Genomic DNA, 25,209 nt, shown 5'->3' on the forward strand with positions numbered 1-25,209 from the left:
TTCGCTGAATACCTGCTGCAATCTCATCATAATCGACACCATACGCTGTCTTTAATGCATCACTGTGTGGCTCAAGTGCGAAACGAAAAAACTCCTCCTAAAGCACTTGGTAGCGATGGCCACGAATTAGGCTCCATGATATTTTTGCGTGGAACTCGGTATCAGCTGAATACCCACCTTTACCATCGTCGACCCGGGCAGCAGCACTTGCCATAGAATAAAAAAGGGTTTTATTTTCGAGTTCGGCCAAAATTTCCATAAGCTCGATGACTTTTTCTTCATCGATCGCCTGCGCATTATCAATCAGATGCGAATGACAACTCCAGACTGCGTGCATGTATTCAAGGGCAAGTTGATATTTTTTTACAATTTCTTGCCGAGGAGGTGAATTTTCGGTGTCTCCAGCGGTGCTTTGGCTCAACAAAGCCACGTGGAATCGCGATAAAATATAGCTCAAAAGCGTGATGGGCGGCTGCGCGAGTATGAGATCGCGTGCTCTAAAAGCCAGCACCTCCATCTCTTGTCTCAACCCGTCGGCGGCCTTGATCTTCTGATCGCGATCCGATGCGGTATCTTTTGGCTGCCCAGCCATAACACGACCATGTATATTATCCATAGGCTGAGTAAGCGCAATTTGTAGCGAGAATGCAAGAGCGTTACGTCGTTGACGGCGCCGTTATGTGGCGTCAGGGGAAGTTAGGGAAAAATTATTCATTGAAGGGAGCAAGACAATAAAACATTCAGCAATCTCAAAAATACATTATAAATATTTCCGAATTCAAAATATTGAATATCCGAAGCCAGCACAATGAGTTTAATAATAAATTTGTCTTGCTCAGACCATTCATAACAGAGCATTATAATAGCTGAGACGCCAGATTTCGTCTATCGAACCTTAACTCGGCGACATCAGCAGCCCTTGCCGGCTTCAAGCTGATTACGTTCAGAGCCTAGGGCCGCGGCAAGGATCAATCCGCCTCAACTCCCATCTACCCCCGCGGCTTCGGCGCCGCCTTCCCCGCCTGCCCCGGCGGCTGCGCACAGCCGGCCTGCTTGCCCTTGGCGTTGTCGTCCTTGCCGCCCGGCACGAACATCGCCGACACGCGGCCGCCCGCGACCGGGTCCATGTTCGCCCGGCCGGTATTCATGTCGTAGACGAGGCGCGAGCCGCGGGTGACGTTCTGGCACTGGCTCAGCACCACGTTGCCGGTGAGCACGACGCGGTTCGCCACCCGGTCGAACACCGCGTTGTCGCCGCTCGCCACCTGGTCCTTCGACACCACCGTGACCGGGCCGGCGCAGACCACCTGGCGGATCGCGCTGCCGTCGGTGGGATCGGACGATTTTTCGGGTTTCTCGACCTTGGGCTCGGCCTTCGCCTCGACCTTCACGGGCTTCTCGACGGGCTTTACCTCCGCGGGCTTCGCGTCCACGGCTTGGGCAATGGACGCCTTCGCGTCGGGCCCCTTGCCGTCCGACCCCTTGGCCTCGGCCTTGCCCTTCGGCTCCTTCTCCTTGCGCTGGTAGTGCACGGTCATGCTGGAGCAGCGGATGGTGCTCTCGCCCTGCACCGCCACGACGTTGCCGGCGAAGACCGCCTTGTTCTCGCGGTCGAACACGTCGAGCCGGTCGGCGTCGATCTTGATCGGCTCCTTGCCGCCGCCGCTGCCGAAGGCGCCGAAGCCGGAGCCGGCCTCCTTCTTCTTGGTGGCGGATTTTTCGGCGGCGGGCGCGGCCGGGGTCTCGGCCCGGGGCACGGACGGGAGGGCGAGAGCGGCGACAGTGAGGCAGCCGAGCGCCGCGAGGGCCGGGAGACGGGGCACGGGCTCAATCGTCCTTGATCTGGGCCTCGGTGGTCCGCAGCGGCGGATCCTGCTCCGAGGTCTCGGAAGGGGCGTGGTTGGAGAAGACCGCCTTGACGTTGCCGACGAACGAGATGGTCTTGCCGCTCTCGGTCACCTCGAGGCCGTCGGCCCGGATCGAGCCGGTCGGCATCGTGACGGTGACGGCCTCGCGCGAGGACATGGCGCCGGCCTTGAAGTCGACATGGGCCGAGGTGAGGCGCGCCTCCTGGCCCTTGTCGGTCCAGAGGCGGATGTGCTGGCTCAGCTCCAGCGCCTCCTTCTGGGTGTCGAAGATGCCGGCCGTCGCCTCGATATGGGCGAGCCCCCCCGATTCGTCGGTGGTGAGGCGCCCGAGCATGTTCTGCAATTCGATCACGAAGGGCTTGCGCACGTCCTGGAGCGCGGCCTTCGCGGTGACGACGTAGGGGCGGTTGTCCTTCGAGCGGTAGCCGGAGAGGCGCGGGCTCTCCATCGTCACCTTCGAGCCCGAGACGCCGATCGCGCCGAGGCTGACCGAGACGCCGAGATCGGCGAAGGGGTTGAGCCAGGTGCCGACCACGATGGCGAGCCCGGCCGCCCCCGCGCCGAGGGGGATCGCGCGGCGCAGCCAGCGCACCTGGGCGCTGTGCCGGCGGGCGCGGGTGTGGGCGCGCAGGCGCCGGGAATCGAGGGCCGGGCCGGCCGGGGACGGGACCGCGTCGAGCAAGGTTGTGGCCACCTGCATCATGCCGAGACCCGGGCGGGGTGCGCGGGACACGCCCCACCCCTGCCCCGGTCCGGTGTCGAAGTTATGGCCGGAAGGTTAACAGAACGGCCAGGCTTCTGTCTCGACTCCGCGTCTCCCGCGAAACCGCCGATCGCCGTCGGCATCCGGCGGGGCGGCAGCGGCGCGCGTTTCGCCAGGTCCGCTCAGCTATGCGCGAAGATGTCCGTCTCGTCCCATTCGAGCAGGTCGAGGCGGGCACGGGTCGGCAGGAAGTCGAAGCAGGCTTGCGCCATGGCGGTCCGGTCCTCGCGGGCCAGCATCGCGTCGAGGCGCGTGCGCAGGGCGTGCAGGTGGAGCACGTCGGAGGCCGCGTAGTCGATCTGCGCCTGGGTCAGGGTGTCGGCGCCCCAATCCGAGGATTGCTGCTGCTTCGACAGGTCGACGCCGAGGAGCTCGCGCACCAGGTCCTTCAGGCCGTGCCGGTCGGTATAGGTGCGGGCGAGCCGCGAACCGATCTTGGTGCAGTAGACCGGCCCCGGCATCACGCCGAGGCGATGGTAGAGCACCGCGAGGTCGAAGCGGGCGTAGTGGAAGATCTTGGTCACCGCCGGGTCGGCCATGACCCGCTTGAGCACCACCGGCTCGGGGCCGGCCTTGGGGATCTGCACCAGGTCGACCTCGCCGTCGCCGCGGGAGATCTGCACCACGCAGAGCCGGTCGCGGTGGGGCTGGAGGCCGAGGGTCTCGGTGTCGACCGCGATGGCCGGGCCCGGCACGTAATCGTCGGGCAGGTCGCCGCGGTGCAGGCGATGGGGCATGGGAGGCGCGTCCGGGGCAACGTCGAGAGGGGTTGCCCCGGCGCCTAGCACCGCTCCCCCGGGCCGGCAAGGACGGGCCCGAGGATGCGCCAGGGATGCGCCGGGAAACCGGGCGGTCAGGACTTCTGGCGGGCGATGACCTTGTCCTTGATGTCCTCGTAGACGTTCGACGGGACGATCTTCTTCGACAGGAGCTCGTCCTTGCCGCGATAGGGCCGGCCCTTGACGATCGCCTCGGAGCGCGCCGCGCCGATGCCCTTGAGGGTCTCGAGTTCCTGCTTCGAGGCGCTGTTGAGGTCGATGAGGGCGGGCTTGCCGGCTTGCGCCGGTTGCGCGGCAGGCGCCGCCTTCGGGACCTCGGGCGCCTTGGGGGCGACCGGCGCCGCGGGGGCCGTCGTGGCGGGCGCGGGCCGCGTCGTCGGGGTCGAGGGTGCCGGGGTCTGGGCGAGAGCGGGGCCCGCGGCCAGCAGGGCGGTCAGCGCCAGGGCGCGGGTCAGGCGGGGAAAGCGCGTCATCGGGAAGAGCTCCGATCGTGCCGCCCTGAGGGGCCCGGGCCTGGGCTGTCCGGAGCGGCTGGACCCATCATGCGACCTTCGCCGTTGAACGGCAGCTTAATGGGTGTATGAGGGCTCGAGCGGATTTCTGGGATCGGTCCCCTAGCCAGGACCGCGCGTCTCCTCTATAGACCCCGCTCCGATCAGGATCGCGACGCGCGCGGCGGCTCCGCCCGGGAGCAGCTTCGCGCCTGTTTTGTTGCACGGGATACAAGTTCCAATGGCCGTTCCGAAGCGAAAGACCTCCCCGTCGCGGCGCGGCATGCGCCGTTCCGCCGACGCCCTCAAGGCCCCGACCTACGTCGAGGACAAGGATTCCGGCGAGCTGCGCCGCCCCCACCACATCGACCTGAAGACCGGCATGTACCGGGGTCGCCAGGTCCTGAAGGTCAAGTCCGACGCGTGATGCGGTGTGGCGGCGCTCATGCGCCGCCGACGACCGGCACGGGATGACGGCGCCCCTCGCGGGCGCCGTTCTCGTTTGGGGCCCGTCTCAGGCCGGGCGGCGCCCGGCCCGCCACAGCCACAGGGCGGAGAGCGCGAGATGCGCGGCGTGCTGCGGCTCGGCTCGATCGAGAGCGCCGCCGGGGCCCGGCTTCCGCCGATCCTCTCGGCGTGACGATCGAGCCGCAAGACCGGCACCACCCGGGCGATGCTGCGCCAGCGCGAGCGCCACGAGGTCGAGGCCGCCTTCCTGTCCGAGCCGTTCGAGCACGGCCCGCTGTCGTCGGTGCCGGCCTTCGACGAGGAGCTGGTGCCGATCACCGCGAGCGGCGTGGGTGCGGAGCCGGAGCGGGCCCGGACCGTGGTGGCGTTCCCGCACGGCTGCTCCTATCGCCAGCGCCTGTTCGCGTGGCTCGCCGAGGCGGGCCGGTCGCCGGACCGGATCCTGGAGATGAGTTCGTACCACGCCATCGTGGCCTGCGTGGCCGCCGGGACAGGGGCCGCGATCGTGCCGGCGGCGGTGCTCGACCATGCCGTGCTCGCCACCGCGGTCGCGCGCCACCCCCTGCCGGACGGCCTGCGGCTCAGCCGCACCCACCTCGTCTGGTCGGGGCAGGCCAGCCCGACCCTGCGCTCGCTGATGGCGCTGCTGGAGCGGGAGGAGAGCGAGTGGCCAGCGTCGTCCGTCGACGACGACGGTGCACGACAGGAGGGCGACTTGCCGACAACGCCCGGGACAGGGCGGGCGTGAGGTCCGAAAGAGCCGGATGCCGGCTCAGCGATCGCCGCCCGCCGCGTAGCAGGCCGAGGCCACCTGCGAGCGGTGCCGCCGCGAGGGCCGCAAACCCCCGTCCGGCCCGTCGATGAGCTGAACCAGGAAGGTGGCGAGGGGACGGGCCGGCACCGCCGGGACGGGCGCGGAGGTCTCGATCGGGACGAGGGCCCGCCCGGGCGAATCCGGATCCGGGACGATCGTGTCGGGCTGGGACATGGCGCGGGCTCCGCGGGCTAACGCGCCGTCAACGTCGCAAGCGCCCTGCCGTGTTCCACCCTCCCCCGCATTCTCGCGTTACTTCTTGGCGAGGGCTTCGAGCCGGCTCTGCATTTCGGCCATCTGGCGCTTGATGTCGTCGAGCTCGCCCTTGGGCGACGCGGCCGCCGGAGCCGGCGCCTCGGCCGGCTTGTCGCCGGCGGGCTGCTGGCCGCCCGGGCCGAACGGCGTGAACATCCGCATGGCGTCGCTGAAGAAGCTCATGTTGGCCCGCACCTGCTCCTCCATGGCGTGCTGGAAGGCGGTGGGCCCGAAGGTCTGGGACATCTTCTCGCGCAGGCCGTCCTGCTCGCGGGTGAGGTGGTCCATCGAGTATTCGAGGAAGCTCGGCACCATCGCCCGCATGCTGTCGCCGTAGAAGCGGATCAGCTGGCGCAGGAAGGCCACCGGCAGGAGGTTCTCGGCCCCGGCCTTGTTCTCCTGCTCGAAGATGATCTGGGTGAGCACCGAGCGGGTGATGTCCTCGCCCGACTTGGCATCGAAGACCACGAAGTCCTCGCCGGCCTGCACCATCGCGGCGAGGTCCTCGAGGGTGACGTAGGTCGAGGTGCCCGTGTGATAGAGACGCCGGTTGGCGTACTTCTTGATGACGGTGGGTGTCGACTTGCCGCTCTCCGCCATCGGTACGTTGTCTCCCTCTTGGCGAACCCGGCGGGAACTGGACGGCGCCGGGCGAGCCGAATTTTCACCGTGTCTCATGGTTCGACCTTAAAGCCTTCGTGTGCCGGCGAAAACAGCAATCTGCGCGCCGTCCACGCAAACTGGCCGCGCTGCCAGCGCGATAACGGTCGGCGCACGCCTTGACTTCCCGGAGGGCAAAGCTTTCATCCAACCCCAAAGCGCGCGGGGTGCGCGGCCGCCGGGTCATCGCGCCGGCGGCGGCCCGCGACGCTGGGAGAGGGTCAGGAGAGGCGCATGGCTGAGAAGGCAGATATCGTCATCGTGGGGGCCGCCCGCACCCCGGTCGGCTCGTTCAACGGGGCCTTCGCCACCGTGCCGGCCCACAAGCTCGGCGCGGTCGCCATCAAGGCGGCGCTCGAGCGCGCCAAGGTCTCCCCCGAGGAGGTCGACGAGGTGATCTTCGGCCAGGTGCTGGCCGCGGGCGAGGGCCAGAACCCGGCCCGCCAGGCCGCCATGGCCGCCGGCATCCCGCAGGAGAAGACCGCCTGGGGCCTCAACCAGCTCTGCGGCTCGGGCCTGCGCACCGTCGCGGTCGGCATGCAGCAGATCGCCAACGGCGACGCCGACATCATCGTGGCCGGCGGCCAGGAATCGATGTCGATGGCCCCGCACGCCCAGTACCTGCGCGGCGGCCAGAAGATGGGCGACCTGAAGCTCGTCGACACGATGCTGAAGGACGGCCTGATGGACGCCTTCAACGGCTACCACATGGGCAACACCGCCGAGAACATCGCCCAGCAGTGGCAGCTGACCCGCGAGGAGCAGGACGCCTTCGCGGCCCGCTCGCAGAACAAGGCCGAGGCCGCCAAGAAGGACGGCCGCTTCAAGGACGAGATCGCCCCCGTCACCGTGCCCGGCCGCAAGGGCGACGTGGTGGTCGACACCGACGAGTACATCCGCGAGGGCGCGACCCCCGAGGGCATGGCCAAGCTCAAGCCCGCCTTCTCGAAGGACGGCACCGTCACCGCCGGCAACGCGTCGGGCATCAACGACGGCGCCGCCGCCCTGGTGCTGATGTCGGCGGCCGAGGCCGAGAAGCGCGGCCTCAAGCCGCTCGCCCGCATCGCCTCCTGGGCCACCGCCGGCGTCGACCCGAAGATCATGGGCACCGGCCCGATCCCGGCCTCGCGCAAGGCGCTGGAGAAGGCCGGCTGGAAGGCCTCCGACCTCGACCTGATCGAGGCCAACGAGGCGTTCGCCGCCCAGGCGCTGGCGGTCAACAAGGACCTGGGCTTCGACGACGCGAAGGTCAACGTGAACGGCGGCGCCATCGCCATCGGCCACCCGATCGGGGCGTCGGGCGCCCGCGTCCTCGTGACCCTGCTGCACGAGATGCAGCGCCGCGACGCCAAGAAGGGCCTCGCCACGCTCTGCATCGGCGGCGGCATGGGCGTCGCCATGTGCCTCGAGCGCTGATACGGGCTCGATCGCTCAAGTCGCGCTGAAATATTAGCGGCGCGACGGAGGGCGGCCGGGAGCCCGGCCGCCCTGTTACAGTTAGTACTTAAAGAAGCGGGACAGCACCCGCCTTCGTTGTGGATCGGCCGCTTTCCGTAAAGTACCACGGAACCGCGCCGAGGGACGGATCGCTCGAACGCTCATCAAGGAGAGGGCACATGGCAGAACGCGTCGCACTGGTCACCGGGGGCACGCGCGGCATCGGCGCTGCGATCTCGAAAGGCCTGAAGGAGGCCGGATACAAGGTCGCGGCCAATTACGGTGGCAACGACGAGGCCGCACAGGCCTTCAAGAGCGAGACCGGCATCCCGGTCTTCAAGTTCGACGTCGGCGACGCCGCGGCCTGCGAGGCCGGCATCCGCGCGGCGGAAGCCGAACTCGGCCCGATCGACATCCTGGTCAACAATGCCGGCATCACCCGCGACGGCATGTTCCACAAGATGACCTTCGAGCAGTGGCAGGCGGTGATCCGCACCAACCTCGACTCGATGTTCACCTGCACCCGTCCGCTGATCGACGGCATGCGCTCGCGGGGCTTCGGCCGGATCATCCTGATCTCGTCCATCAACGGCCAGAAGGGCCAGATGGGCCAGACCAACTACTCCGCCGCCAAGGCCGGCGTGATCGGCTTCGCCAAGGCCCTGGCGCAGGAGAACGCCAACAAGGGCATCACCGTCAACGTGATCGCGCCCGGCTACATCGCCACCGAGATGGTCAAGGCGATCCCCGAAGAGGTGCTGAAGGCCAAGATCCTGCCGCACATCCCGGTCGGCCGCCTCGGCGAGGCCGACGAGATCGCCCGCGCGGTCGAGTTCCTGGCCGGCGAGCAGGCGGGCTTCATCACCGGCTCGACGCTGACCATCAACGGCGGCCAGTACATCGCGTGATAGATCGGGGCGTCCCGGACGGGGCGCCCCTCCTTGTTCGGCGCGGCGGTTCTCGCATCCTCCGCGTCATTCCGGGGCCGCGTCAGCGGAGCCCGGAATCCAGAAACGCAAGACGCTCGGAATAGAGCGCGACGCGTTCCGCCTCATCCTGCATCACCAGCGGTTCTGGATCCCGGGCTCTCGCCTTCGGCGAGCCCCGGGACGACCCTGTGAAGCGGAAATGCCGCTGCTGAAATGTCGACGTTTACTGCGTCAGCGGGCAGCCGCTGGCCTTCGCCGACAGGAACGCCTTGTCGCCCGGAATCGTCGCCAGCAGCTTGTAGTAGTCCCACGGCGCCTTCGACTCGGCCGGCGACTTGACCTGGAACAGGTACATGTCGTGGACCATGCGGCCATTGGCCTGCACCGTGCCGCCGCGGCCGAAGAAATCGTCGACCTTCAATTCGCGCATCTTGGCCGCCACCGCGTCGGTGTCGTCGGTGCCCGCGGCCTTCACGGCCTTCAGGTAGTGCAGGACCGAGGAGTAGGTGCCGGCCTGGATCATGTTCGGCATCTTGCCGGTCTTGGCCATGAACCGCTTGGCGAAGCCCCGGGCCTGGTCGTCGAGGTCCCAGTAATAGCCCTCGGTCAGCACGATGCCCTGCGCCGCCTTGAGGCCGAGGCCGTGGACCTCGGAGAGCGTGAACAGCAGCGCCGCGAGGCGCTGTCCGCCCTGGACGATGCCGAATTCCGCCGCCTGCTTGATCGCGTTCGAGGTGTCGAGACCGGCATTGGCGAGCCCGATGATCTTGGCGCCCGACCCTTGCGCCTGGAGCAGGAACGAGGAGAAGTCCTGGGCGCTCAAGGGGTGGCGCACGGCACCCACGACCTTGCCGCCCTTCTGGGTGACGTATTGCGTCACGTCGGCCTGGAGCGCGGTGCCGAAGGCGTAGTCGGCGGTGAGGAAGAACCAGGTATCGCCGCCGGTCTCGACCAGCGAGCCGCCGGTGCCGACCGCGAGCGCGTGGGTGTCGTAGGCCCAGTGGAAGCCGTAGGGCGTGCACTGCTTGCCGGTGAGATCGGACGTGGCGGCGCCGTCCACGATGGTGATCTTGCGCTTCTCCTTCGACAGGCCCTGCACGGCGAGCGCCACCGAGGAGGTGGTCAGCTCCATGATCGCGTCCACCTTGTCGGTGTCGTACCATTGCCGGGCGATGTTGGAGGCGATGTCGGGCTTGTTCTGGTGGTCGGCGTCGACGATCTGCACCGGCACGTCGAGGACCTTGCCCCCGAAATCCTCGACCGCCATCCTGGCCGCCTCGACCGAGCCGCGGCCGCCGAAATCGGCGTAGACGCCGGACTGGTCGTTGAGGATGCCGATCTTCACCACGCCGTCGGAGGCGCCCTTGGGCGCGGCGGTCTGGGCCTGGGCCGCAACGGCGAAAGCCAGTCCGGCGGCGAGGGCGGTGGTGCGGGCGAGCGCCCGGCTCAAGCGTGTCATGGTGTTCCTCCCCGGGCCGCGGTTGTTTCCCCGCCGGCCGTCGTCCTGCTGATCGCAGCACGGCAGCTAGGGCGGTGCCGGGGCGGGAATCAAGCGGCGCCGGCCGTCCCCTCCCCCCGTCTTTCGCCGCACGGCCACGCTCGTGCCGGGCGACGACTGCCTTTTGGGTGCACGGCTCCCTATATGGGCCTATAAGGCGCCCGCGGCGCGCGCCACTACCGCTACGATCGATCGCAGGTTCACGATGCTGGGTTCCCTTGCCAAGAAGATCTTCGGGTCGTCCAACGACCGCCGGGTGAAGGGATACCGACCCCGCGTCCAGGCCATCAACGCCCTCGAGCCCGAGCTGGCCGCCCTGTCCGACGAGGCCCTGCGCGCCCGCACCGATGCGCTCAAGGCCGAGCTCGCCGCCGGCAAGACCCTCGACGACATCCTGGTCCCGGCCTTCGCCACGGTGCGCGAGGCGGCCAAGCGCGTGCTCGGCCAGCGCCACTTCGACGTGCAGATGATCGGCGGCATGGTGCTGCACGAGAGCGGCATCGCCGAGATGAAGACCGGCGAGGGCAAGACCCTGGTGGCGACGCTCGCCACCTATCTCAACGCCCTGTCGGGCAAGGGCGTCCACGTCGTCACGGTCAACGACTACCTCGCCCGCCGCGACGCGGAATGGATGGGCCGGGTCTACCGCTTCCTCGGGCTGACCACCGGCATCATCGTGCACGGCCTCGACGATGCCGAGCGCAAGGCGGCCTATGCCTGCGACATCACCTACGGCACCAACAACGAGTACGGCTTCGATTATCTTCGCGACAACATGAAGTACGAGCTGGGCCAGATGGTCCAGCGCGGCCACAACTTCGCGATCGTCGACGAGGTCGACTCGATCCTGATCGACGAGGCGCGCACCCCGCTGATCATCTCCGGTCCGATCGACGACCGCTCCGACCTCTACACCATGATCGACGCGGTGATGCCGCGGCTGGTGCGCGAGGATTACGACCTCGACGAGAAGCAGCGCACCGTCTCGCTGACCGAGAACGGCAACGAGCATATCGAGGAATTGCTGCGCGAGGCCGGCATCCTCAAGGAGGGCGACCTCTACGACGCCCACAACGTCACGCTGGTCCACCACGTCAACCAGGCTCTGCGCGCCCACACCCTGTTCACCCGCGACAAGGACTACATCGTCCGCAACGACGAGGTGGTGATCATCGACGAGTTCACCGGCCGCATGATGCCCGGCCGGCGCTACTCGGAAGGGCTGCACCAGGCGCTGGAGGCCAAGGAGCGGGTCGAGATCCAGCCCGAGAACCAGACGCTGGCCTCGATCACCTTCCAGAACTACTTCCGCCTCTACAAGCACCTCGCCGGCATGACCGGCACCGCCTCGACCGAGGCGGACGAGTTCCACGAGATCTACAACCTCGAAGTGGTCGAGATCCCGACCAACAAGGAGGTCGAGCGCGTCGACGAGGACGACGAGGTCTATCGCACCGTCGACGAGAAATACGCCGCGATCATCAAGGAGATCGACAAGGCGCATGCCCGGCTGCAACCGGTGCTGGTCGGCACCGGCTCGATCGAGCGCTCCGAGCACATCGCCGGCCTCCTGGTGAAGCACGGCTACACCCCGCTCGACTACAGCGACCCGTCGGCGCTGGAGGACGTCTATGCGGCGGCCCGCGAGGGCCGGGTGACCAAGCGCTTCGCGGTGCTGAATGCCCGCTTCCACGAGCAGGAAGCCTACATCGTGGCCGAGGCGGGCGTGCCCGGCGCGATCACGATCGCCACCAACATGGCCGGCCGCGGCACCGACATCAAGCTCGGCGGCAACCTCGACATGCGGATCGAGCAGGAGCTCGCCAACGTCCCTGAGGGGCCGGAGCGCGACGCCCGCATCGCGACCCTGAAGGCCGAGATCGACCAGAACCGCGCCAAGGTCCTGGCCTCCGGCGAGCCCGCCGACCCGGCGGCCGGTCGCAAGACGGCGCTGCCCGGCGGCCTCTACATCGTCGGCACCGAGCGCAACGAGAGCCGCCGCATCGACAACCAGCTGCGCGGCCGCTCCGGCCGCCAGGGCGATCCCGGCCGCTCGAAGTTCTACCTCTCGCTTCAGGACGACCTGATGCGGATCTTCGGCTCCGACCGCATGGACGGCATGCTCCAGCGCCTCGGGCTCGAGGAGGGCGAGGCGATCATCCATCCCTGGATCAACAAGGCGATCGCCAAGGCGCAGCAGAAGGTCGAAGCCCGCAACTTCGACATGCGCAAGAACGTGCTCAAGTACGACAACGTCATGAACGACCAGCGCAAGGTCGTGTTCGAGCAGCGCCGCGAGTTCATGGCGCAGGACAGCGTGCGCGAGACCGTCGACGAGATGCGCCAGGGCGTGATCGACGACGTGGTGGCGCGCCACGTCCCGGAGGACGCCTATCCGGAGCAGTGGGACATCGCGTCCCTGCGCGAGAGCATCACCCGCGACCTCAACCTCGACGTGCCGGTCGAGGACTGGGCCAAGGAAGAGGGCATCGCCGACGAGGAGATCCGCGAGCGCCTGCGCAAGGCCGCCGACGAGGCCTATGCCGAGCGCACCGCCCGCAACACCCCGGAGGTGATGGCCTACGTGGAGAAGCAGGTGCTTCTCCAGAGCCTCGACCACCTCTGGCGCGAGCACCTCGTCACCCTCGACCACCTGCGCCAGGTGATCGGCTGGCGCGGCATCGCCCAGCGCGATCCGCTCAACGAGTACAAGTCGGAAGCGTTCGACCTGTTCAACAGCCTCGTCGGCTCCTTGCGCGAGCAGGTCACCGGCCAGCTGATGCGGGTCGAGATCATGTACCAGGAGCCGGAGCAGCCGAGCCTGCCGCCGATGTTCGCCCAGCACCTCGACCCCGTCACCGGCGAGAACGAGTTCGCCTTCGCGGAGGGCGCGGCGGGCGGCGGCGGCGGTGCCTACGAGTTCGCCGGCCAGGCCCTCGCCGCGGATGCGCCGGTGCTGGAGCGCAACCCCGACGATTCCACCACCTGGGGCCGCGTCGGCCGCAACGAGCCCTGCCCCTGCGGCTCGGGCAAGAAGTACAAGCACTGCCACGGCCGCTTCGCCGCGGACGAGTGAACGGGCCCCGAGGCTTCTCTCCCAAGCCTCTCTCCGCCATGCGCCTGCCCCCTCCCCTCCGTAGGCGGGGTTGTCCGGGAAACGGGGAGGCGCGGGACATCTCCTCTCCCCGCGGGCGGGGAGAGGCCTGAGCTCCGAAGGGGCTCAGGGAGCCGCGAACCGCAGGTTCGCCGCGAGGGTGAGGGGGTGTTTCCGAAGGAGGCTCTTCCGGACACACCCCCTCACCCTCGCTCCGGCTTTCGCCTGCGCTCACTTCACCCCCGACGAGGGGGGTGAAGTCCTCTCCCCGCCCGCGGGGAGAGGATATTTCCCGCGCCTGTTCCTGACCCCAGACAGACCTGCTCGGCGGGGAAGAGGTCGCGTCCCTCACATCGCCCGTATCGTCCGGTCTACGGCCGCCTGCACGCCGCCGAAGCGGCCGGACAGGCGCTCGCTCACGCACATCTGCACGGTGGTGCCGTAATACAGCATCCCGTAGCTCTTCTGCTTGCGGCAATCGTAGACCGGCTCGGCGAGGAGCGCGCCGGCGATGACGGCCGGTACCGCCAGGATCTTCGCGGCGGTCCCGAGCCCCCGGAGCCAGCCGCCCCCGGTCCGTCGATCCGACACGAGGACGATCTCGATGGTACGCACCTCGCGCGTGTCGGGACGGTCGGCGAAGCCGTCCAGCCCGTGCGCCGGACGTCGAGAATCCGGCTCGAAACGCTGAGAGAACCGGTCGGGCACGATGGCGGGCGCCGACGCCCTGAACATCCCGCTCCGCTGCGCGAAGATCGTCCGACGGAGTTCGGCGTTCGTCGTGGCCATGGCGGCACCTCATCCCGATGTGAGGCATCCTGTGCCTCGGTCCCCGGGATCTGTGCGTGCGGCATGCCAACGGTAACCGATCAGAAACCATATCGGATCGGCACATTCCGCAGCGTCAAGAGCGAACAGTGGTAGCGCCGCCGGCCCGCTCGTTCCGTGGTTGTATCAGGATGGGTCAGGTGCGGGACCGCCACGCCCCTCCCCGGCGAGGGGCTTCTCGTAGCGCCAGGCGGTGGTGCCGTCCTCGTAATAGTCCGGCACGGTCTCGAAGCGGCGGTAGCCGCTCCGCTCGTAGAGGCGGATGCCGGCGCCGTTATCCTCGCGGACCTCGAGCCGCAGCCGGTCGCAATCCTGCGCCAAGGCCTCGGTTTCGGCCGCCGCGAGGAGGACCCGGCCGAGGCCCGTGCCGGCGCGGCTCGGCGCCACCGCGATCGAGGACAGCCGGGCGCGCCGGCTGCCCCGGCGCCGCTCGATCGTGGCGGCGCCGACCAGGACCGCGCCGTCGAGGGCGACCAGAAGCGAGATCGACGGCGAGCCGATGGCGTGGCGGATCGCCCGGCGCTCCGCCCGGTCGGTGGCGAAGGCCGCGACCTCGAGCGCCATCAGGGCGTCGAGGTCTTCCCGGATCGCCGGCCGGATGGTGACGGCCGATGCGTGAGCGGGGCGAGCGCTCACGCGGCCTTCCACGGATAGGTCCAGGTCTCGGTCAGCGTCTGGCCGCGGGCGCGCAGGAAGGCGCGCAATTCCGTCGATTGCCCGGCCCCGTCGAGCCGCACGTCGATCGCCGCGCGAAACCCCTTCACGTGCAGGTTCGGCACCAGGGAGACCGCGATGATCTTGCCCGCCGTCGTCGAGGGCACGATCTCGACCGCCTTCGGATCGGTGAGCCAGTAGGCGAGGTCGCCGCCCGAGAAGTCGACGAGGAAGCGCCGGGTGCGCGGCTCGCTGGCATCCGCCGTGCCGCCGCTGGCGGTCGTGCGCGCGACGTAGGTGTTCACGACCCGCCCGCCGGGATGCAGGTCGTCGGTCTCGGCGAGCGACCGGATCTTGTAGGACAGCTCCACCGCCTCGCCGGGCTTGTAGGGCTGCTTGGGCTGCCAGGAGGCCACGATGTTGTCGTGGGTCTCGTTCTCGGTCGGCAATTCGACGAGGCGCACCGTGCCCTCGCCCCACTCGCCCTGCGGCTCGACCCAGTAGCCCGGGCGGCGGTGGTAATAGGCTTCGAGGTCCTGGTAGTCCTCGAACACCCGGTCGCGCTGCATCAGCCCGAACCCCTTCGGGTTGCGGTCCTCGAAGGCCGAGATCCAGCGCTCCTTGGGGTTGCGCAGGGGCCGCCAGATCCACTCGCCGCCGCCCGACTGCATCAGGAGCCCGTCGGAATCGTGCAGCTCGGGGCGGTAATCGTCCGAGTGGTGGCGGTCGTTCTCGCCGATGAAGAACATCGAGGTGAGCGGCGCGATGCCGACCGTCGCCAGTTCCCGGCGTGGGATCAGCGTGCAGCGCACGTCGACGACCGTCTCGTCGCCCGGATAGACCAGGAACTGGAACGCTCCGGTGCAGGACGGCCCGTCGAGGAGGGCGTAGATCACCGCCCGGTCGGCGCCCTTCGGCGGCATCTCGATCCAGAACTCGCGGAAGACCGGGAATTCCTCCGGCCCGCCGACGCTCTCGACGTTGACGGCGAGCCCCCGGGCCGAGAGGCCGTAGAGCTGGTCGCGGCCGAGGAAGCGGTAGTAGCTGGCGCCCAGGAACGAGATCAGCTCGTCGAGCACCCCCGGCTTGTTGAGGGGATAGTGCAGCCGGAAGCCCGCGAAGCCGAGATTGACCGGCAGCGGCTTGTCGATGGTGGTGCGGCCGTAATCGAACAGGGCGGGCTGGTAGGGCACCGGCGTCGGCACCCCGTCCCGCACTACGTTCACGACCACCGGGCGGGTGTAGAGGAAGCCGAGGTGGAAGAGCTGGAGCCGGAACGGCCCGTCCTGGTCTCCCAGCAAGGCCTTGTCGGGCCGGAAGCGGATGTCGCGCCAGGCGTCGTAGTCGAGGGAAGCGAGCGGCGCCGGCAGCGGCGCGACATTGGCCTCGAAGGGCGCGCCGGCGAGGGCCCGCGCCCGGCGCACCACCTCGTCGAAGCGGAAGCGCGGCGGGCCGGAGGGCGCCGGGGCCGGCTCCGGCGGCGGCAGGGCGCTCGGGCCGGGCTGGGTCGGCCCGACCTGGGCGGAGGCCGCCCGGCTGAGGGCGGCGGAGGAGAGCAGGCCGGCGAGGAGCGCGCGGCGCGAGGGCGAGATCGTCATGGTGTCCCGGAGGATAGGGCGCGCGTCCTGAACGCGAGCCGCTTTCTGTCGCCGGGTTGAATGGCGCGTCCGGCGCCGCTTGAGAAGGCCCCGCGGCATGACGGTGTCGTCATGGAAGGGACGCCGCAGCGTCCCGCGCTGTATCCCCCAGGCCACGCCGGGGAAATCCGGCGAAAATCCGGATCCCGGGGCTTGCGGCCGAGGGGCACGATCCGTATCTACCGCCTTGCCCAATTTCGCACGTGCCTGTGGCCGCGTGCCGGTTGGTGGGCATCCGGACAAGAGGCCGGACAGCCGCCAGGGGTCTTAAAGGATCGATGGCCGGGAAGGGTGGATCCCTCCGGCCGGCATCCAGGTGGCGACACCGGACCCCGACAACAACCGGCAGCCGGAGGCAAAACCGGCGAACCCCGCTCTCCACGGGGGACGCAGCTTAAAGCAACGACGAACGGGCTTTTTTGGTCTCGTCGGCCCTCCAAAGGCCGACACCGAAGAGGCTTGTTTCTCCTTGCCCCGAGTGCGGATCGGGTTTCCCCGTTCCAAGCAAAGGCAGCTTCCGGGTGCTCTGCGCCCGCGTCGTACGGCGTGTCTCCACAGCACGTCCGCGCCGCGCCGCATCGCCCCCTGACGCCGGACGGCCGACGCGCGCCGTCTTGATCTCGACTTCGGGTTCCCGCGGGAGCCCTCTCGAACCTTTGGTGGGGCTGATCATGACCGATCGCATCCGCGATTTCCTGCGCGTGCGCCGCGAGCTCGGCCGGGACGAGGGTCCCGTGATGGTACTCGACCTCGACGTCGTGCGCGACAACTACACCGCCTTCGCCCGCGCCCTGCCGGACACCCGGGTGTTCTACGCCGTCAAGGCGAACCCGGCTCCCGAGGTGCTGCGCGCGCTCGCCGAGATGGGCTCCTGCTTCGACACCGCCTCGGTGGTCGAGATCCAGATGGCGCTGGCCGCCGGTGCCACCGCCGACCGCGTGTCGTTCGGCAACACCATCAAGAAGGAGCGCTGCATCGCCCGCGCGCTTCAGCTCGGCGTGCGGCTCTTCGCCGTCGACTGCCAGGCCGAGGTCGACAAGATCGCCCGCGCCGCCGATGCGGTCAAGGTCGCCCGCGAGGAGGTGCAGGTGTTCTGCCGCATCCTGTGCGACGGCGCCGGGGCCGAGTGGCCGCTCTCGCGCAAGTTCGGCTGCGTGCCCGAGATGGCGGTGGACGTGCTCGAGCACGGCTATCGCGCGGGTCTGAACGCCTACGGCGTGTCGTTCCATGTCGGCTCGCAGCAGGGCAACACGGAAGCCTGGGACGGGGCGCTCGCCTCGGCCGCGATGATTTTTCGCGAGTGCGCGCATCGCGGAATCCATCTCTCGATGGTGAACCTCGGCGGCGGCTTCCCGACCCAATACCTCAAGGCGGTACCGGGCGTGGAATCCTACGGCGACGCGATCTTCCGGGCGCTGACCAAGCACTTCGGCAACCAGCTGCCCGAGACGATCATCGAGCCGGGTCGCGGCATGGTCGGCAATGCCGGCATGATCGAGGCCGAGGTGGTGCTGGTCTCGCAGAAGTCGGACGCCGCCGACGAGGTGCGGTGGGTCTATCTCGACATCGGCAAGTTCGGCGGCCTCGCCGAGACGATGGACGAGTCGATCCGCTATCGCATCGTCACCGAGCACGACGAGGACCGCACGGTCCCCTGCGTGCTCGCCGGCCCGACCTGCGACTCGGCCGACGTGCTCTACGAGAAGACCCCGTACCCGCTGCCGGTCTCGCTCGCCATCGGCGACAAGGTGCTGATCGAGGGCGCGGGCGCCTACACCACCACCTACGCGGCGGTGGCGTTCAACGGCTTCCCGCCGCTCCAGTCCTACGTGATCTGAGCCGGGACTCTGATCGGGGCCGGCGCCGAAAACGGGGCTGACCCTACGGAACGAAGCGCCGGGCTCGCCGTTACCGGGAGCCCGGCGCTTCGACGCCTCTCTTCACCACCCATCCGCAAGTCCCGGACGGCCCGCCGATGCGGCGGGTGCGAGGGCTGTCCTTTGCCCGTCTTCTGTCAGTCTCGGGAGGGTACGGCCATGATCCAGATCCGCGACGAGCGCGCCGCCGATGTCGCCGCCCGCGAGCACCTGCTCGACGCGTGCTTCGGCGAGGCCCGCTTCACCAAGACCTGCGAGCGCCTGCGCGAGGGCCGCCTGCCGTCGGACGGCCTCGCCCTGGTGGTCGAGATGCAGGATCGCCTGGTCGCCACCGTGCGGCTGTGGGACGTCGATGCGGGCGGCACGCCCGCCCTGATGCTCGGGCCGATCGCCGTCGATCCGGCGCTCCACGGCCTCGGCATCGGCAACAGGCTGATGCGCGCGGCGCTTGCCCGCGCCGCCGCCTTCGGCCACCGCGCCGTGATCCTGGTGGGCGACGCGCCCTATTACGCCCGGTTCGGCTTCACCCGCGAGCGGGTCGGGGGCCTGCGGCTGCCCGGCCCCTACGCGCCGGAGCGCTTCCTCGCCCTCGACCTCGTGCCGGGGACGCTGGACGGCGCCGACGGCATGGTGCGGGCGACCGGGCGCCTCGACCCGTCCGCCAGCCTGGCGGGCGCCGAAGGCTACCGCGCCGCGGCGTGACGCCGGGGAGCCGGGGCTGGGGCTGTCCCCTCCCCGGCCATCCGCCTCGGAGCGGTACGGGGTCGAACCGGCGCGACGGCGGTGGGACAAGGCAGACGGCATCGATCGCCGTCGTCTTCGGGGCCAGCGGACGAATTCCGTCCGGCCTCATCCCGGGTCATACGTCATCCGCCGGAGGTCGGTACGTCCCTCGCGGATCGGGGATTCGCTCCATCGGGGCGCGACGCAGCGGTCGGCGCGATGCGACGCCTGAAATAAGTTCTGCATCTGCTCTTTTGTCGCAGTGGCGCCCGCGCCCACACTCATTCCGTGTATTTTTGCTGCCTACAACCCAAAACTCGATCCCTTCCCCGGCGGGACCTAGGCGCCGGGCTAGACCGCAAGGGATATCGAAATAAAAACAGTTCGTTTTGCTACACTTACTCGACAAGAATATCTCAGCGACATCGATCGCGGTTAAATTCAGAAACATTGTAACAATAGGTTTTGTTAATACCAGGGTGTTCGGCTGCGGGCATCCCGACCCTGATCGAGGGCGCGCGCGGCGCATCGATCGGCCATCCACGCGCCCGCCCCGTCCATGCCGTTCTCGATCAAGTCCACCCTCGCCGGGTTGTTCGCCGGCGTGGCCGTCATCGCCGGCGCGCAGGGCGCGCTGTCGATCTCCGAGTTGGGGACCATCCGCCGGAGCGTCGTCGAAGTCTCGACGAACTGGCTGCCCTCGGTCATCGCGATCAACGAGATGCGCGCTCAGATCGACCAGGTGCGCATCAAGCAGTATCGCCTCGTCGCGGCGGCACACGATCCGCGACTGCTGGCCGAGCATCTGCGCCAGTACGAGCAGAGCCTGGATCACGTCGCCCAGGCGCGCACCCGTTACGAACCGCTGATCTCTTCCGCGGATGAACAAGTTGTGTACGATGAATTCGTGGCCGGCTGGAACAGGTACAAGGCGGCGAGCGATGCCATCAGGGGCCTGGTCGCCTCCGACAAGACCGACGAAGCCCTCGTCACCCTGATCGGCAAGGACAACCTGGCGCTCTACGATGCGATGAGCGCGGCCCTGGACCGCGACGTGAAGCTGAACGACAGCGGCGCGCAGAGGGACGCGAACGAGAGCGTGGTGGCCGCCCGCGACGCCACGATCGCGGCCTGGATCGCGATCATCCTGTCGCTGGCCGTCAGCCTCGGTGCCACGCTGTACGGGATGCGGCGCATCTCGGTGCCGCTCGGGCGCATCACCCGCATGATGGGCAGCTTGGCGACCGGAGACACGACGGTCGACGTTCCGTTCAAGGCCCGCCGGGACGAGATCGGCGCCATGGCCGCCGCCGTGCAGGTGTTCAAGGACAATCTGATCCGCACGCGGCAGCTCGAGGAGGAGACCGCACTCGCCCGCGACTCGGCCGAGGCGCAGCGGAAGGCCGGCATGCGCCAGATGGCGGATGCCTTCGAGCAGGCCGTCGGCGGCATCGTCGGCATGGTCTCCGCCTCGGCGACGGAGTTACAGGCGACCGCCCAGACCATGACGGCGACCGCGACCCAGACCGCCGCCCAATCCACCGCCGTGGCGGCCGCCGCCGAGGAGGCGTCGTCGAATGTCGGCACGGTGGCGGCGGCGGCCGAAGAGCTCGGCGCCTCGGTGGCCGAGATCGGCCGCCAGGTCGACGGCTCGGCCCGGCTCGCCCGGGCCGCGGTCGCGGAAGCCGGGCAGACCGCCGATCAGGTCCGGGCGCTGACCGAGGCGACGACCCGCATCGGCAGCGTCGTCGGGCTGATCTCGTCCATCGCCGGCCAGACCAACCTGCTGGCGCTCAACGCCACCATCGAGGCGGCCCGGGCCGGCATGGCGGGCCGCGGCTTCGCGGTGGTGGCGGCGGAGGTCAAGGAACTCGCCGGCCAGACGGCACGAGCCACCGAGGAGATCACGACCCAGATCGCGGCGATCCAGGCCTCGACCGGTCAGGCGGCGGGGGCGATCGGCGGGATCACCGCGCGGATCGAGGAGATCTCGGCCGTGGCGACCTCGATCGCCGCGGCGGTGGAGGAGCAGGGCGCGGCGACCCAGGAGATCGTCCGCAACGTCGGTCAGGCGGCCGCCGGCACCGGCGAGGTGACGGGCAACATCGCGGGCGTCGCGGGCGCGGCGGAGGAGACGGGCGCGGCGGCGAGCCAGGTCCTCACCTCGGCCTCCGCGCTGTCGCGCCAGTCCGAGCACCTCTCGGCCGAGGTCGCGCGCTTCCTCGCCACCGTGCGGGCGGCCTGACCCTCGCCGGACCCGCCCTCCCCCGCACGGATCCGCACGACACCTCACCGCCCGGCCGCCGCCGCGCCCGCGCCCGCACCGCCGCGGACGCCCCCGTCCGGGTGCGGCCGGACACTGGGCGAAGCGTCCCGTGGCGACGCTTTCGGCTCTGCGCGAGCCTCCTGATCGACCGGTCCCCGAGCCGGTCGATCATGGATGGAGGCTTCCCGTGATACCCGTGTCGATCCCGCGCCCGATGCCCCGCAACCTCCTCGTCGGCCCGCTCGTCGCCGCCGTGCTGGCGCTGCTCGGCGGGATGCCGGCCAAGGCCGAGGAGGCCGGCACCCTGCTCCTGCGCCACGGCAACGGCGCGCCGGTCGCCGCGCCGCGGCTCGCCGCCGACGCGGCGATCACGGTGAGCGGGCCGACCGCGCGGGCGACGATCACCCAGGCGTTCCGCAACACCACCTCGGACTGGGTCGAGGGCACCTACCTGTTTCCCCTGCCGGAGGACGCGGCGGTGGACGCGATGCGCCTCGTCGTCGGCGACCGGGTGATCGTCGCCGACATCCGCGAGCGCGAGGCGGCGCGGCGCGACTACGAGGCCGCCCGGGCCGAGGGCAAGGCCGCCGCGCTCGTCGAGCAGCAGCGGCCGAACCTCTTCACCAACGCGGTCGCCAATATCGGCCCGGGCGAGACCGTGCTGGTCCAGATCCAGTACCAGCAGGGCGTGCGCCGCTCCGGCGACACCTATTCCCTGCGCCTGCCGACGGTCGCCGCCCCGCGCTACAACCCGGCCCCGCCCGCCGTGCAGGAGGCGGCCGGCGGCCGCCCCGCCGCCGATCCCGTGCCCGACCGGGACGCGATCACCGCCCCGGTGCTCGATCCGGCCCGCCACGCCCCGGTCAACCCGCTGACCCTCTCGATCGACCTCAAGGCCGGCTTTCCCCTCGGCCGGGTCGAGAGCGCGACCCACGCCATCGCGGTCGAGGCGTCCTCCGAGCGCGAGCGCCGCATCGCGTTGCGCGACGGCGCCACCGCGGCCAACCGGGACTTCGAGCTGACCTGGACGCCGGCTCCCGGCACGAGCCCCGGCCTCGGCCTCTTCCGCGAGCACGTCGCGGGGGCCGACGCGGTGCTGGCGGTCGTGACCCCGCCCGTCTCGACGGCTCAGGCGGCGGCGCTGCCGCGGGACGTGATCTTCGTCATCGACAATTCGGGCTCGATGGGCGGCACCTCGATCCGCCAGGCCAAGGCGAGCCTGCTCGTCGGCCTCGACCGCCTGCGCCCGGGCGACCGCTTCAACGTGATCCGCTTCGACGATACGATGGAGACGGTGTTTCCCGACCTCGTCACCGCCGACGAGGCGCATCTGACGCAGGCCAAGAGCTTCGTCGCCGGGCTCGAGGCGCGGGGCGGCACCGAGATGCTGGCGCCGCTCAAGGCGGCCCTGCGGGACGCCGACCCGGAGGAGACCGGGCGGGTGCGCCAGGTCGTGTTCCTCACCGACGGGGCGATCGGCGACGAGGGCCGGATCTTCTCGGCCATCGCCGAGGGGCGCGGACGCACCCGGCTGTTCATGGTCGGCATCGGCTCGGCCCCGAACGGGCACCTGATGCGCCACGCCGCCGAGCTCGGCCGCGGCACCGTCACGCTGATCGGCTCGGTCGACCAGGTCGCCGACTGGATGCGCGAGCTGCTGGCGAAGCTCGAGAGCCCGGTCGTCACCGACCTCGCGGCGACCTTCTCGGAACCGGCCGAGGCCACCCCGACCGCCCTGCCCGACCTCTATCGCGGCGAGCCGGTGACGATCGCGGCGCGCCTGCGGGAGGCCAGGGGCACCCTGACCCTCACCGGCCGGATCGGCGGCCGGCCCTGGCGCACGGTGCTGGACCTGTCTCAGGCCGAGGACGGCGCCGGCATCGGCAAGGTCTGGGCCCGGGCCCGGATCGGCGAGGCGGAGACCGCACGGATCACCGGCCGGATGACCCCGGAGGCGGCCGACGCGGCGATCCTGCGCCTCGCCCTCGACCACGGCCTGACGACGCGGCTCACCTCCCTCGTCGCGATCGACGCCACGCCGCGGCGGCCTGCGGGCGCGCGCCTCGCCCGCACCGATCTGCCGCTCAACCTGCCGGCGGGCTGGGACTTCGAGGCGGTGTTCGGCACGGACCAGCCGCGGACGCCCGGCCCCGCCCCGATCCTGCGCAAGGCCGCGCTGACCCCCACGGCCGCCGGGTCGATCGCCCTGCCGCAGACCGCGACCGATTTCGAGCTGCGGCTGATGCTCGGCGCCGGGCTCCTCGGCCTCGCCCTGCTCCTGCGCGGCCGGCGGGTCGCGCCGTGAGGACGCGCCGGCTCCTCGCCGCCGCCCTCGCATCGGGCGGCCTGATCCTGGCGGCGCAGGGCGCCTGGATCCCCGCCAAGGCGGCCCTGGCGCAGGCGCTGCTCGCCCGCGCCTTCGCCCGCGGCCTCGAGGCGGGGGCGCCGGTGCGCCCCTGGCCCGCCGCCGACACGGTGCCGGTCGCCCGCCTGACCTTCCCGACCCTCGGGGAGACGCACATCGCCCTGGCCGGGTCGAGCGGGCAGGCGCTGGCCTTCGGGCCGGGCCATGTCGAGGGCACGCCGGAGGCGGGGGAGCCGGGTGTCGCGGTCTACGCCGCCCACCGCGACACCCAGTTCCGCCGCCTCGGCGACCTGAAGCCCGGCGATCCGGTCGAGGTGGAGACCGTGCGCGGGAGGATCGTGCGCTTCCGGGTCACCGGGCGGCGGATCGTGCGCTTCGACGCGTCCGGCCTCGATCCGGCAACCCCGGGCCGGCATCTGGCGCTCGTGACCTGCTGGCCCCTCGACGCCCTGGTATCGGGGCCCGAGCGCCTGGTGGTCGAGGCGGTCGCCGAGGATCCCCCGAAGGTCCAGCGTGAGGGGTCATCGCCATGACGCGGCGCACCTTGACGGTTTCCCGGCCGTGCGGTTTCGTGCGGATCCGTCCGGGATCGGCCCGGCCTCCGACCGGGGCCCGCACGGGCTCCACGGGACGAAACCGCATGCCGCCCGAGATCGCGAGCGAGACCGACGAGGCCGCCCTGCCCGAGGGGCAGAGCCGGGCCGTCGCCGACGCGGTGCGGGAGGCCCTGGCCCGGCGGCGGATGTCGCGCCTCGCCCTGGCGGATGCGGCACGCATCAGCATCTCGACCCTGGAAAAGGCCCTGTCCGGCCGCCGGCCCTTCACCCTGGCGACGACGATCCGCCTGGAGGAGGCCCTCGGCCTGTCCCTGCGGCAAGCCGCCCCGCGGCGGGAGGCCCCGCCCCGCGAGGCGCCGGAGGCCTTCGGCTCCTACACGCGGGCGGCGGTGGCCTTCCTGGAGGGGCGCTACCTGACGCTCCGGCCGTCCTTCGGGCAGGCGGGGGCCATCTTCGCCTACGTGACCGAGATCGCCTGGGACGCCGGCAGCGCCCGGCTCGTCTTCCGCGAGGCCGAGCGGCTCGACGCACCCTTCGCCCAGTCGGGCACGGTCGCGGTCCCGAACCAGTCCGGCCACATCTACCTCGTCACCGAGTTCCAGGGGCAGTACCGCCTCGCCGTTCTGGGCCGGCCGACGATCCGGGGCGAGCTGTTCGGCATCCTCACCACCCTGGTCTCGGGCCGCGGCGCCCAGCTCACCCCGGCCGCCGCCCCGATCGCGCTGGTGCCGGAGCGGAGCGCTCCGGTGCCGGAGCGCAGCGCCCAGGAGGCGGTGCAGTACGGCCGGATCGCCCCCGGCATGGCGTGCGAGCGGGCCTACCGGGCGATCCTCGACCAGGTGCGGGCGGACGGGTTCGCGGTCTTTCCGGGGCGGGACCCGGAGTGAGATCCGGTTTGAGCAAATCTGCTTGGCGAATGCCGAGGTAAGAGGGTCACGGTATACTGCGCTGGCGACCGTGCGTACCGGCGCGCCGGCGTTCCATGATGGCTCGACCCTTTCCCGGACGACTGAAGCGTCAGCGGAAGGAGATCCGGGATCCAGCGCGAGAACGTGCCGCGAAGCGGCTCTGCATGATGCACCATGACTGACGGACGGACGCTTCGCGATTTTTCGTGCTGGATCCCGGATCTCCCTCAGCTTCGCTGCAGGGGTGCAGGCCCGTACCGGGCCCGGAACAGGACTGATCCATCACGGAACGCCGGCCGCTCGGCATGCGCCTCCGTCGGCGTCGCGGACCGTGAACG

Annotated in this window: 22 protein-coding genes; 11 read left to right on the forward strand and 11 right to left on the reverse strand. The window is 69.8% G+C overall.

Annotation, left to right across the window (positions count from 1 at the left end; all coding sequences use genetic code 11):
• Positions 1 to 97: 97 nt before the first annotated feature.
• The 5 genes from miv_RS17505 to miv_RS17525 all read right to left on the reverse strand — a co-directional run bounded on the left by miv_RS17505 (position 98) and on the right by miv_RS17525 (position 3,883).
• Entirely contained in the window at positions 98 to 592 is a 495-nt protein-coding gene (locus miv_RS17505) for a hypothetical protein (RefSeq protein WP_207177940.1), read from the reverse strand.
• A 397-nt stretch (positions 593 to 989) separates the two neighbouring features.
• Positions 990 to 1,757, reverse strand: a complete 768-nt coding sequence (locus miv_RS17510) for an LptA/OstA family protein (RefSeq protein ID WP_207183530.1) — start codon at positions 1,755 to 1,757, stop codon at positions 990 to 992.
• 70 nt (positions 1,758 to 1,827) lie between these two features.
• Complete coding sequence (gene lptC, locus miv_RS17515; protein WP_207183531.1) at positions 1,828 to 2,568, reverse strand: LPS export ABC transporter periplasmic protein LptC; 741 nt, start codon at positions 2,566 to 2,568, stop codon at positions 1,828 to 1,830.
• A gap of 185 nt (positions 2,569 to 2,753) precedes the next feature.
• Positions 2,754 to 3,368 (reverse strand): ribonuclease D, encoded by a 615-nt coding sequence (locus miv_RS17520; RefSeq protein ID WP_207177941.1) that lies wholly within the window; start codon positions 3,366 to 3,368, stop codon positions 2,754 to 2,756.
• Positions 3,369 to 3,484: 116 nt separating this feature from the next.
• A complete protein-coding gene (locus miv_RS17525; RefSeq protein WP_048425703.1) occupies positions 3,485 to 3,883 on the reverse strand; it encodes a ComEA family DNA-binding protein in 399 nt (132 codons plus the stop codon).
• A gap of 259 nt (positions 3,884 to 4,142) precedes the next feature.
• Here miv_RS17525 and rpmF point away from each other — a divergent pair, with 259 nt between their 5' ends.
• Both rpmF and miv_RS17535 read left to right on the forward strand, forming a co-directional pair.
• Complete coding sequence (gene rpmF, locus miv_RS17530) at positions 4,143 to 4,328, forward strand: 50S ribosomal protein L32 (RefSeq protein ID WP_048425702.1); 186 nt, start codon at positions 4,143 to 4,145, stop codon at positions 4,326 to 4,328.
• 246 nt (positions 4,329 to 4,574) lie between these two features.
• Complete coding sequence (locus miv_RS17535; protein WP_244748568.1) at positions 4,575 to 5,117, forward strand: LysR substrate-binding domain-containing protein; 543 nt, start codon at positions 4,575 to 4,577, stop codon at positions 5,115 to 5,117.
• Between the two features lie 24 nt (positions 5,118 to 5,141).
• Here miv_RS17535 and miv_RS17540 read toward each other — a convergent pair whose 3' ends face one another.
• A complete protein-coding gene (locus miv_RS17540; protein ID WP_048425700.1) occupies positions 5,142 to 5,357 on the reverse strand; it encodes a hypothetical protein in 216 nt (71 codons plus the stop codon).
• A 78-nt stretch (positions 5,358 to 5,435) separates the two neighbouring features.
• Positions 5,436 to 6,038 (reverse strand): polyhydroxyalkanoate synthesis repressor PhaR, encoded by a 603-nt coding sequence (gene phaR / locus miv_RS17545; RefSeq protein WP_048425699.1) that lies wholly within the window; start codon positions 6,036 to 6,038, stop codon positions 5,436 to 5,438.
• Positions 6,039 to 6,332: 294 nt separating this feature from the next.
• Between phaR and miv_RS17550 the strand changes: the two genes are divergently transcribed.
• On the forward strand, positions 6,333 to 7,514 hold the full coding sequence (locus miv_RS17550) for an acetyl-CoA C-acetyltransferase (protein WP_048425698.1): 1,182 nt from the start codon (positions 6,333 to 6,335) through the stop codon (positions 7,512 to 7,514).
• Between the two features lie 200 nt (positions 7,515 to 7,714).
• Entirely contained in the window at positions 7,715 to 8,443 is a 729-nt protein-coding gene (gene phbB, locus miv_RS17555) for an acetoacetyl-CoA reductase (RefSeq protein WP_048425697.1), read from the forward strand.
• A 244-nt stretch (positions 8,444 to 8,687) separates the two neighbouring features.
• Here the strand turns inward: phbB and miv_RS17560 are convergent, their stop codons facing one another.
• Positions 8,688 to 9,923 (reverse strand): ABC transporter substrate-binding protein, encoded by a 1,236-nt coding sequence (locus tag miv_RS17560; RefSeq protein WP_048425696.1) that lies wholly within the window; start codon positions 9,921 to 9,923, stop codon positions 8,688 to 8,690.
• A 244-nt stretch (positions 9,924 to 10,167) separates the two neighbouring features.
• Between miv_RS17560 and secA the strand changes: the two genes are divergently transcribed.
• Positions 10,168 to 13,038 (forward strand): preprotein translocase subunit SecA, encoded by a 2,871-nt coding sequence (gene secA, locus miv_RS17565; RefSeq protein ID WP_207177942.1) that lies wholly within the window; start codon positions 10,168 to 10,170, stop codon positions 13,036 to 13,038.
• 366 nt (positions 13,039 to 13,404) lie between these two features.
• Here secA and miv_RS17570 read toward each other — a convergent pair whose 3' ends face one another.
• From miv_RS17570 to miv_RS17580, 3 genes are all read right to left on the reverse strand, one after another.
• On the reverse strand, positions 13,405 to 13,845 hold the full coding sequence (locus miv_RS17570; RefSeq protein WP_207177943.1) for a hypothetical protein: 441 nt from the start codon (positions 13,843 to 13,845) through the stop codon (positions 13,405 to 13,407).
• Between the two features lie 165 nt (positions 13,846 to 14,010).
• Complete coding sequence (locus tag miv_RS17575) at positions 14,011 to 14,520, reverse strand: GNAT family N-acetyltransferase (protein ID WP_244748569.1); 510 nt, start codon at positions 14,518 to 14,520, stop codon at positions 14,011 to 14,013.
• Positions 14,517 to 16,136 carry a glucan biosynthesis protein G gene (locus tag miv_RS17580; RefSeq protein WP_048425692.1) on the reverse strand — a complete coding sequence of 540 codons (1,620 nt, stop codon included), beginning with the start codon at positions 16,134 to 16,136 and terminating at the stop codon, positions 14,517 to 14,519. Before miv_RS17580 ends, miv_RS17575 begins: the two co-directional genes overlap by 4 nt.
• Before the next feature lie 710 nt (positions 16,137 to 16,846).
• Between miv_RS17580 and miv_RS17585 the strand changes: the two genes are divergently transcribed.
• The 6 genes from miv_RS17585 (at position 16,847) to miv_RS17610 (ending at position 24,850) form a co-directional block, all read left to right on the forward strand.
• A complete protein-coding gene (locus tag miv_RS17585) occupies positions 16,847 to 18,013 on the forward strand; it encodes a type III PLP-dependent enzyme (protein WP_048425706.1) in 1,167 nt (388 codons plus the stop codon).
• A 198-nt stretch (positions 18,014 to 18,211) separates the two neighbouring features.
• A complete protein-coding gene (locus miv_RS17590; protein WP_048425691.1) occupies positions 18,212 to 18,754 on the forward strand; it encodes a GNAT family N-acetyltransferase in 543 nt (180 codons plus the stop codon).
• 580 nt (positions 18,755 to 19,334) lie between these two features.
• Entirely contained in the window at positions 19,335 to 21,020 is a 1,686-nt protein-coding gene (locus tag miv_RS17595) for a methyl-accepting chemotaxis protein (RefSeq protein ID WP_207177944.1), read from the forward strand.
• Positions 21,021 to 21,255: 235 nt separating this feature from the next.
• Positions 21,256 to 23,346 (forward strand): marine proteobacterial sortase target protein, encoded by a 2,091-nt coding sequence (locus miv_RS17600; protein ID WP_207177945.1) that lies wholly within the window; start codon positions 21,256 to 21,258, stop codon positions 23,344 to 23,346.
• Positions 23,343 to 23,939: a class GN sortase gene (locus tag miv_RS17605; RefSeq protein ID WP_207177946.1), complete on the forward strand. Its 597-nt coding sequence runs from the start codon at positions 23,343 to 23,345 to the stop codon at positions 23,937 to 23,939. Before miv_RS17600 ends, miv_RS17605 begins: the two co-directional genes overlap by 4 nt.
• Before the next feature lie 107 nt (positions 23,940 to 24,046).
• The gene (locus miv_RS17610) at positions 24,047 to 24,850 is read left to right on the forward strand and encodes a helix-turn-helix domain-containing protein (protein WP_207177947.1); all 804 of its coding nucleotides are present in this window, start codon (positions 24,047 to 24,049) and stop codon (positions 24,848 to 24,850) included.
• The last annotated feature ends 359 nt before the right edge of the window (positions 24,851 to 25,209 follow it).

It is taken from the genome of Methylobacterium indicum (assembly GCF_017347565.1).
GTDB classification, from domain to species: domain Bacteria; phylum Pseudomonadota; class Alphaproteobacteria; order Rhizobiales; family Beijerinckiaceae; genus Methylobacterium; species Methylobacterium indicum.

Coding starts and splice junctions, on each gene's coding strand:
- phbB (WP_048425697.1), top strand. CDS start 7,715: ATGGCAGAACGCGTCGCACTGGTCACCGGGGGCACGCGCGGCATCGGC.
- miv_RS17570 (WP_207177943.1), bottom strand. CDS start 13,845: ATGGCCACGACGAACGCCGAACTCCGTCGGACGATCTTCGCGCAGCGG.
- miv_RS17550 (WP_048425698.1), top strand. CDS start 6,333: ATGGCTGAGAAGGCAGATATCGTCATCGTGGGGGCCGCCCGCACCCCG.
- miv_RS17585 (WP_048425706.1), top strand. CDS start 16,847: ATGACCGATCGCATCCGCGATTTCCTGCGCGTGCGCCGCGAGCTCGGC.
- miv_RS17595 (WP_207177944.1), top strand. CDS start 19,335: ATGCCGTTCTCGATCAAGTCCACCCTCGCCGGGTTGTTCGCCGGCGTG.
- phaR (WP_048425699.1), bottom strand. CDS start 6,038: ATGGCGGAGAGCGGCAAGTCGACACCCACCGTCATCAAGAAGTACGCC.
- miv_RS17600 (WP_207177945.1), top strand. CDS start 21,256: ATGCCCCGCAACCTCCTCGTCGGCCCGCTCGTCGCCGCCGTGCTGGCG.
- rpmF (WP_048425702.1), top strand. CDS start 4,143: ATGGCCGTTCCGAAGCGAAAGACCTCCCCGTCGCGGCGCGGCATGCGC.
- miv_RS17540 (WP_048425700.1), bottom strand. CDS start 5,357: ATGTCCCAGCCCGACACGATCGTCCCGGATCCGGATTCGCCCGGGCGG.
- lptC (WP_207183531.1), bottom strand. CDS start 2,568: ATGCAGGTGGCCACAACCTTGCTCGACGCGGTCCCGTCCCCGGCCGGC.
- miv_RS17525 (WP_048425703.1), bottom strand. CDS start 3,883: ATGACGCGCTTTCCCCGCCTGACCCGCGCCCTGGCGCTGACCGCCCTG.
- miv_RS17580 (WP_048425692.1), bottom strand. CDS start 16,136: ATGACGATCTCGCCCTCGCGCCGCGCGCTCCTCGCCGGCCTGCTCTCC.
- miv_RS17610 (WP_207177947.1), top strand. CDS start 24,047: ATGCCGCCCGAGATCGCGAGCGAGACCGACGAGGCCGCCCTGCCCGAG.
- miv_RS17535 (WP_244748568.1), top strand. CDS start 4,575: ATGCTGCGCCAGCGCGAGCGCCACGAGGTCGAGGCCGCCTTCCTGTCC.
- miv_RS17520 (WP_207177941.1), bottom strand. CDS start 3,368: ATGCCCCATCGCCTGCACCGCGGCGACCTGCCCGACGATTACGTGCCG.
- secA (WP_207177942.1), top strand. CDS start 10,168: ATGCTGGGTTCCCTTGCCAAGAAGATCTTCGGGTCGTCCAACGACCGC.
- miv_RS17590 (WP_048425691.1), top strand. CDS start 18,212: ATGATCCAGATCCGCGACGAGCGCGCCGCCGATGTCGCCGCCCGCGAG.
- miv_RS17560 (WP_048425696.1), bottom strand. CDS start 9,923: ATGACACGCTTGAGCCGGGCGCTCGCCCGCACCACCGCCCTCGCCGCC.
- miv_RS17505 (WP_207177940.1), bottom strand. CDS start 592: ATGGCTGGGCAGCCAAAAGATACCGCATCGGATCGCGATCAGAAGATC.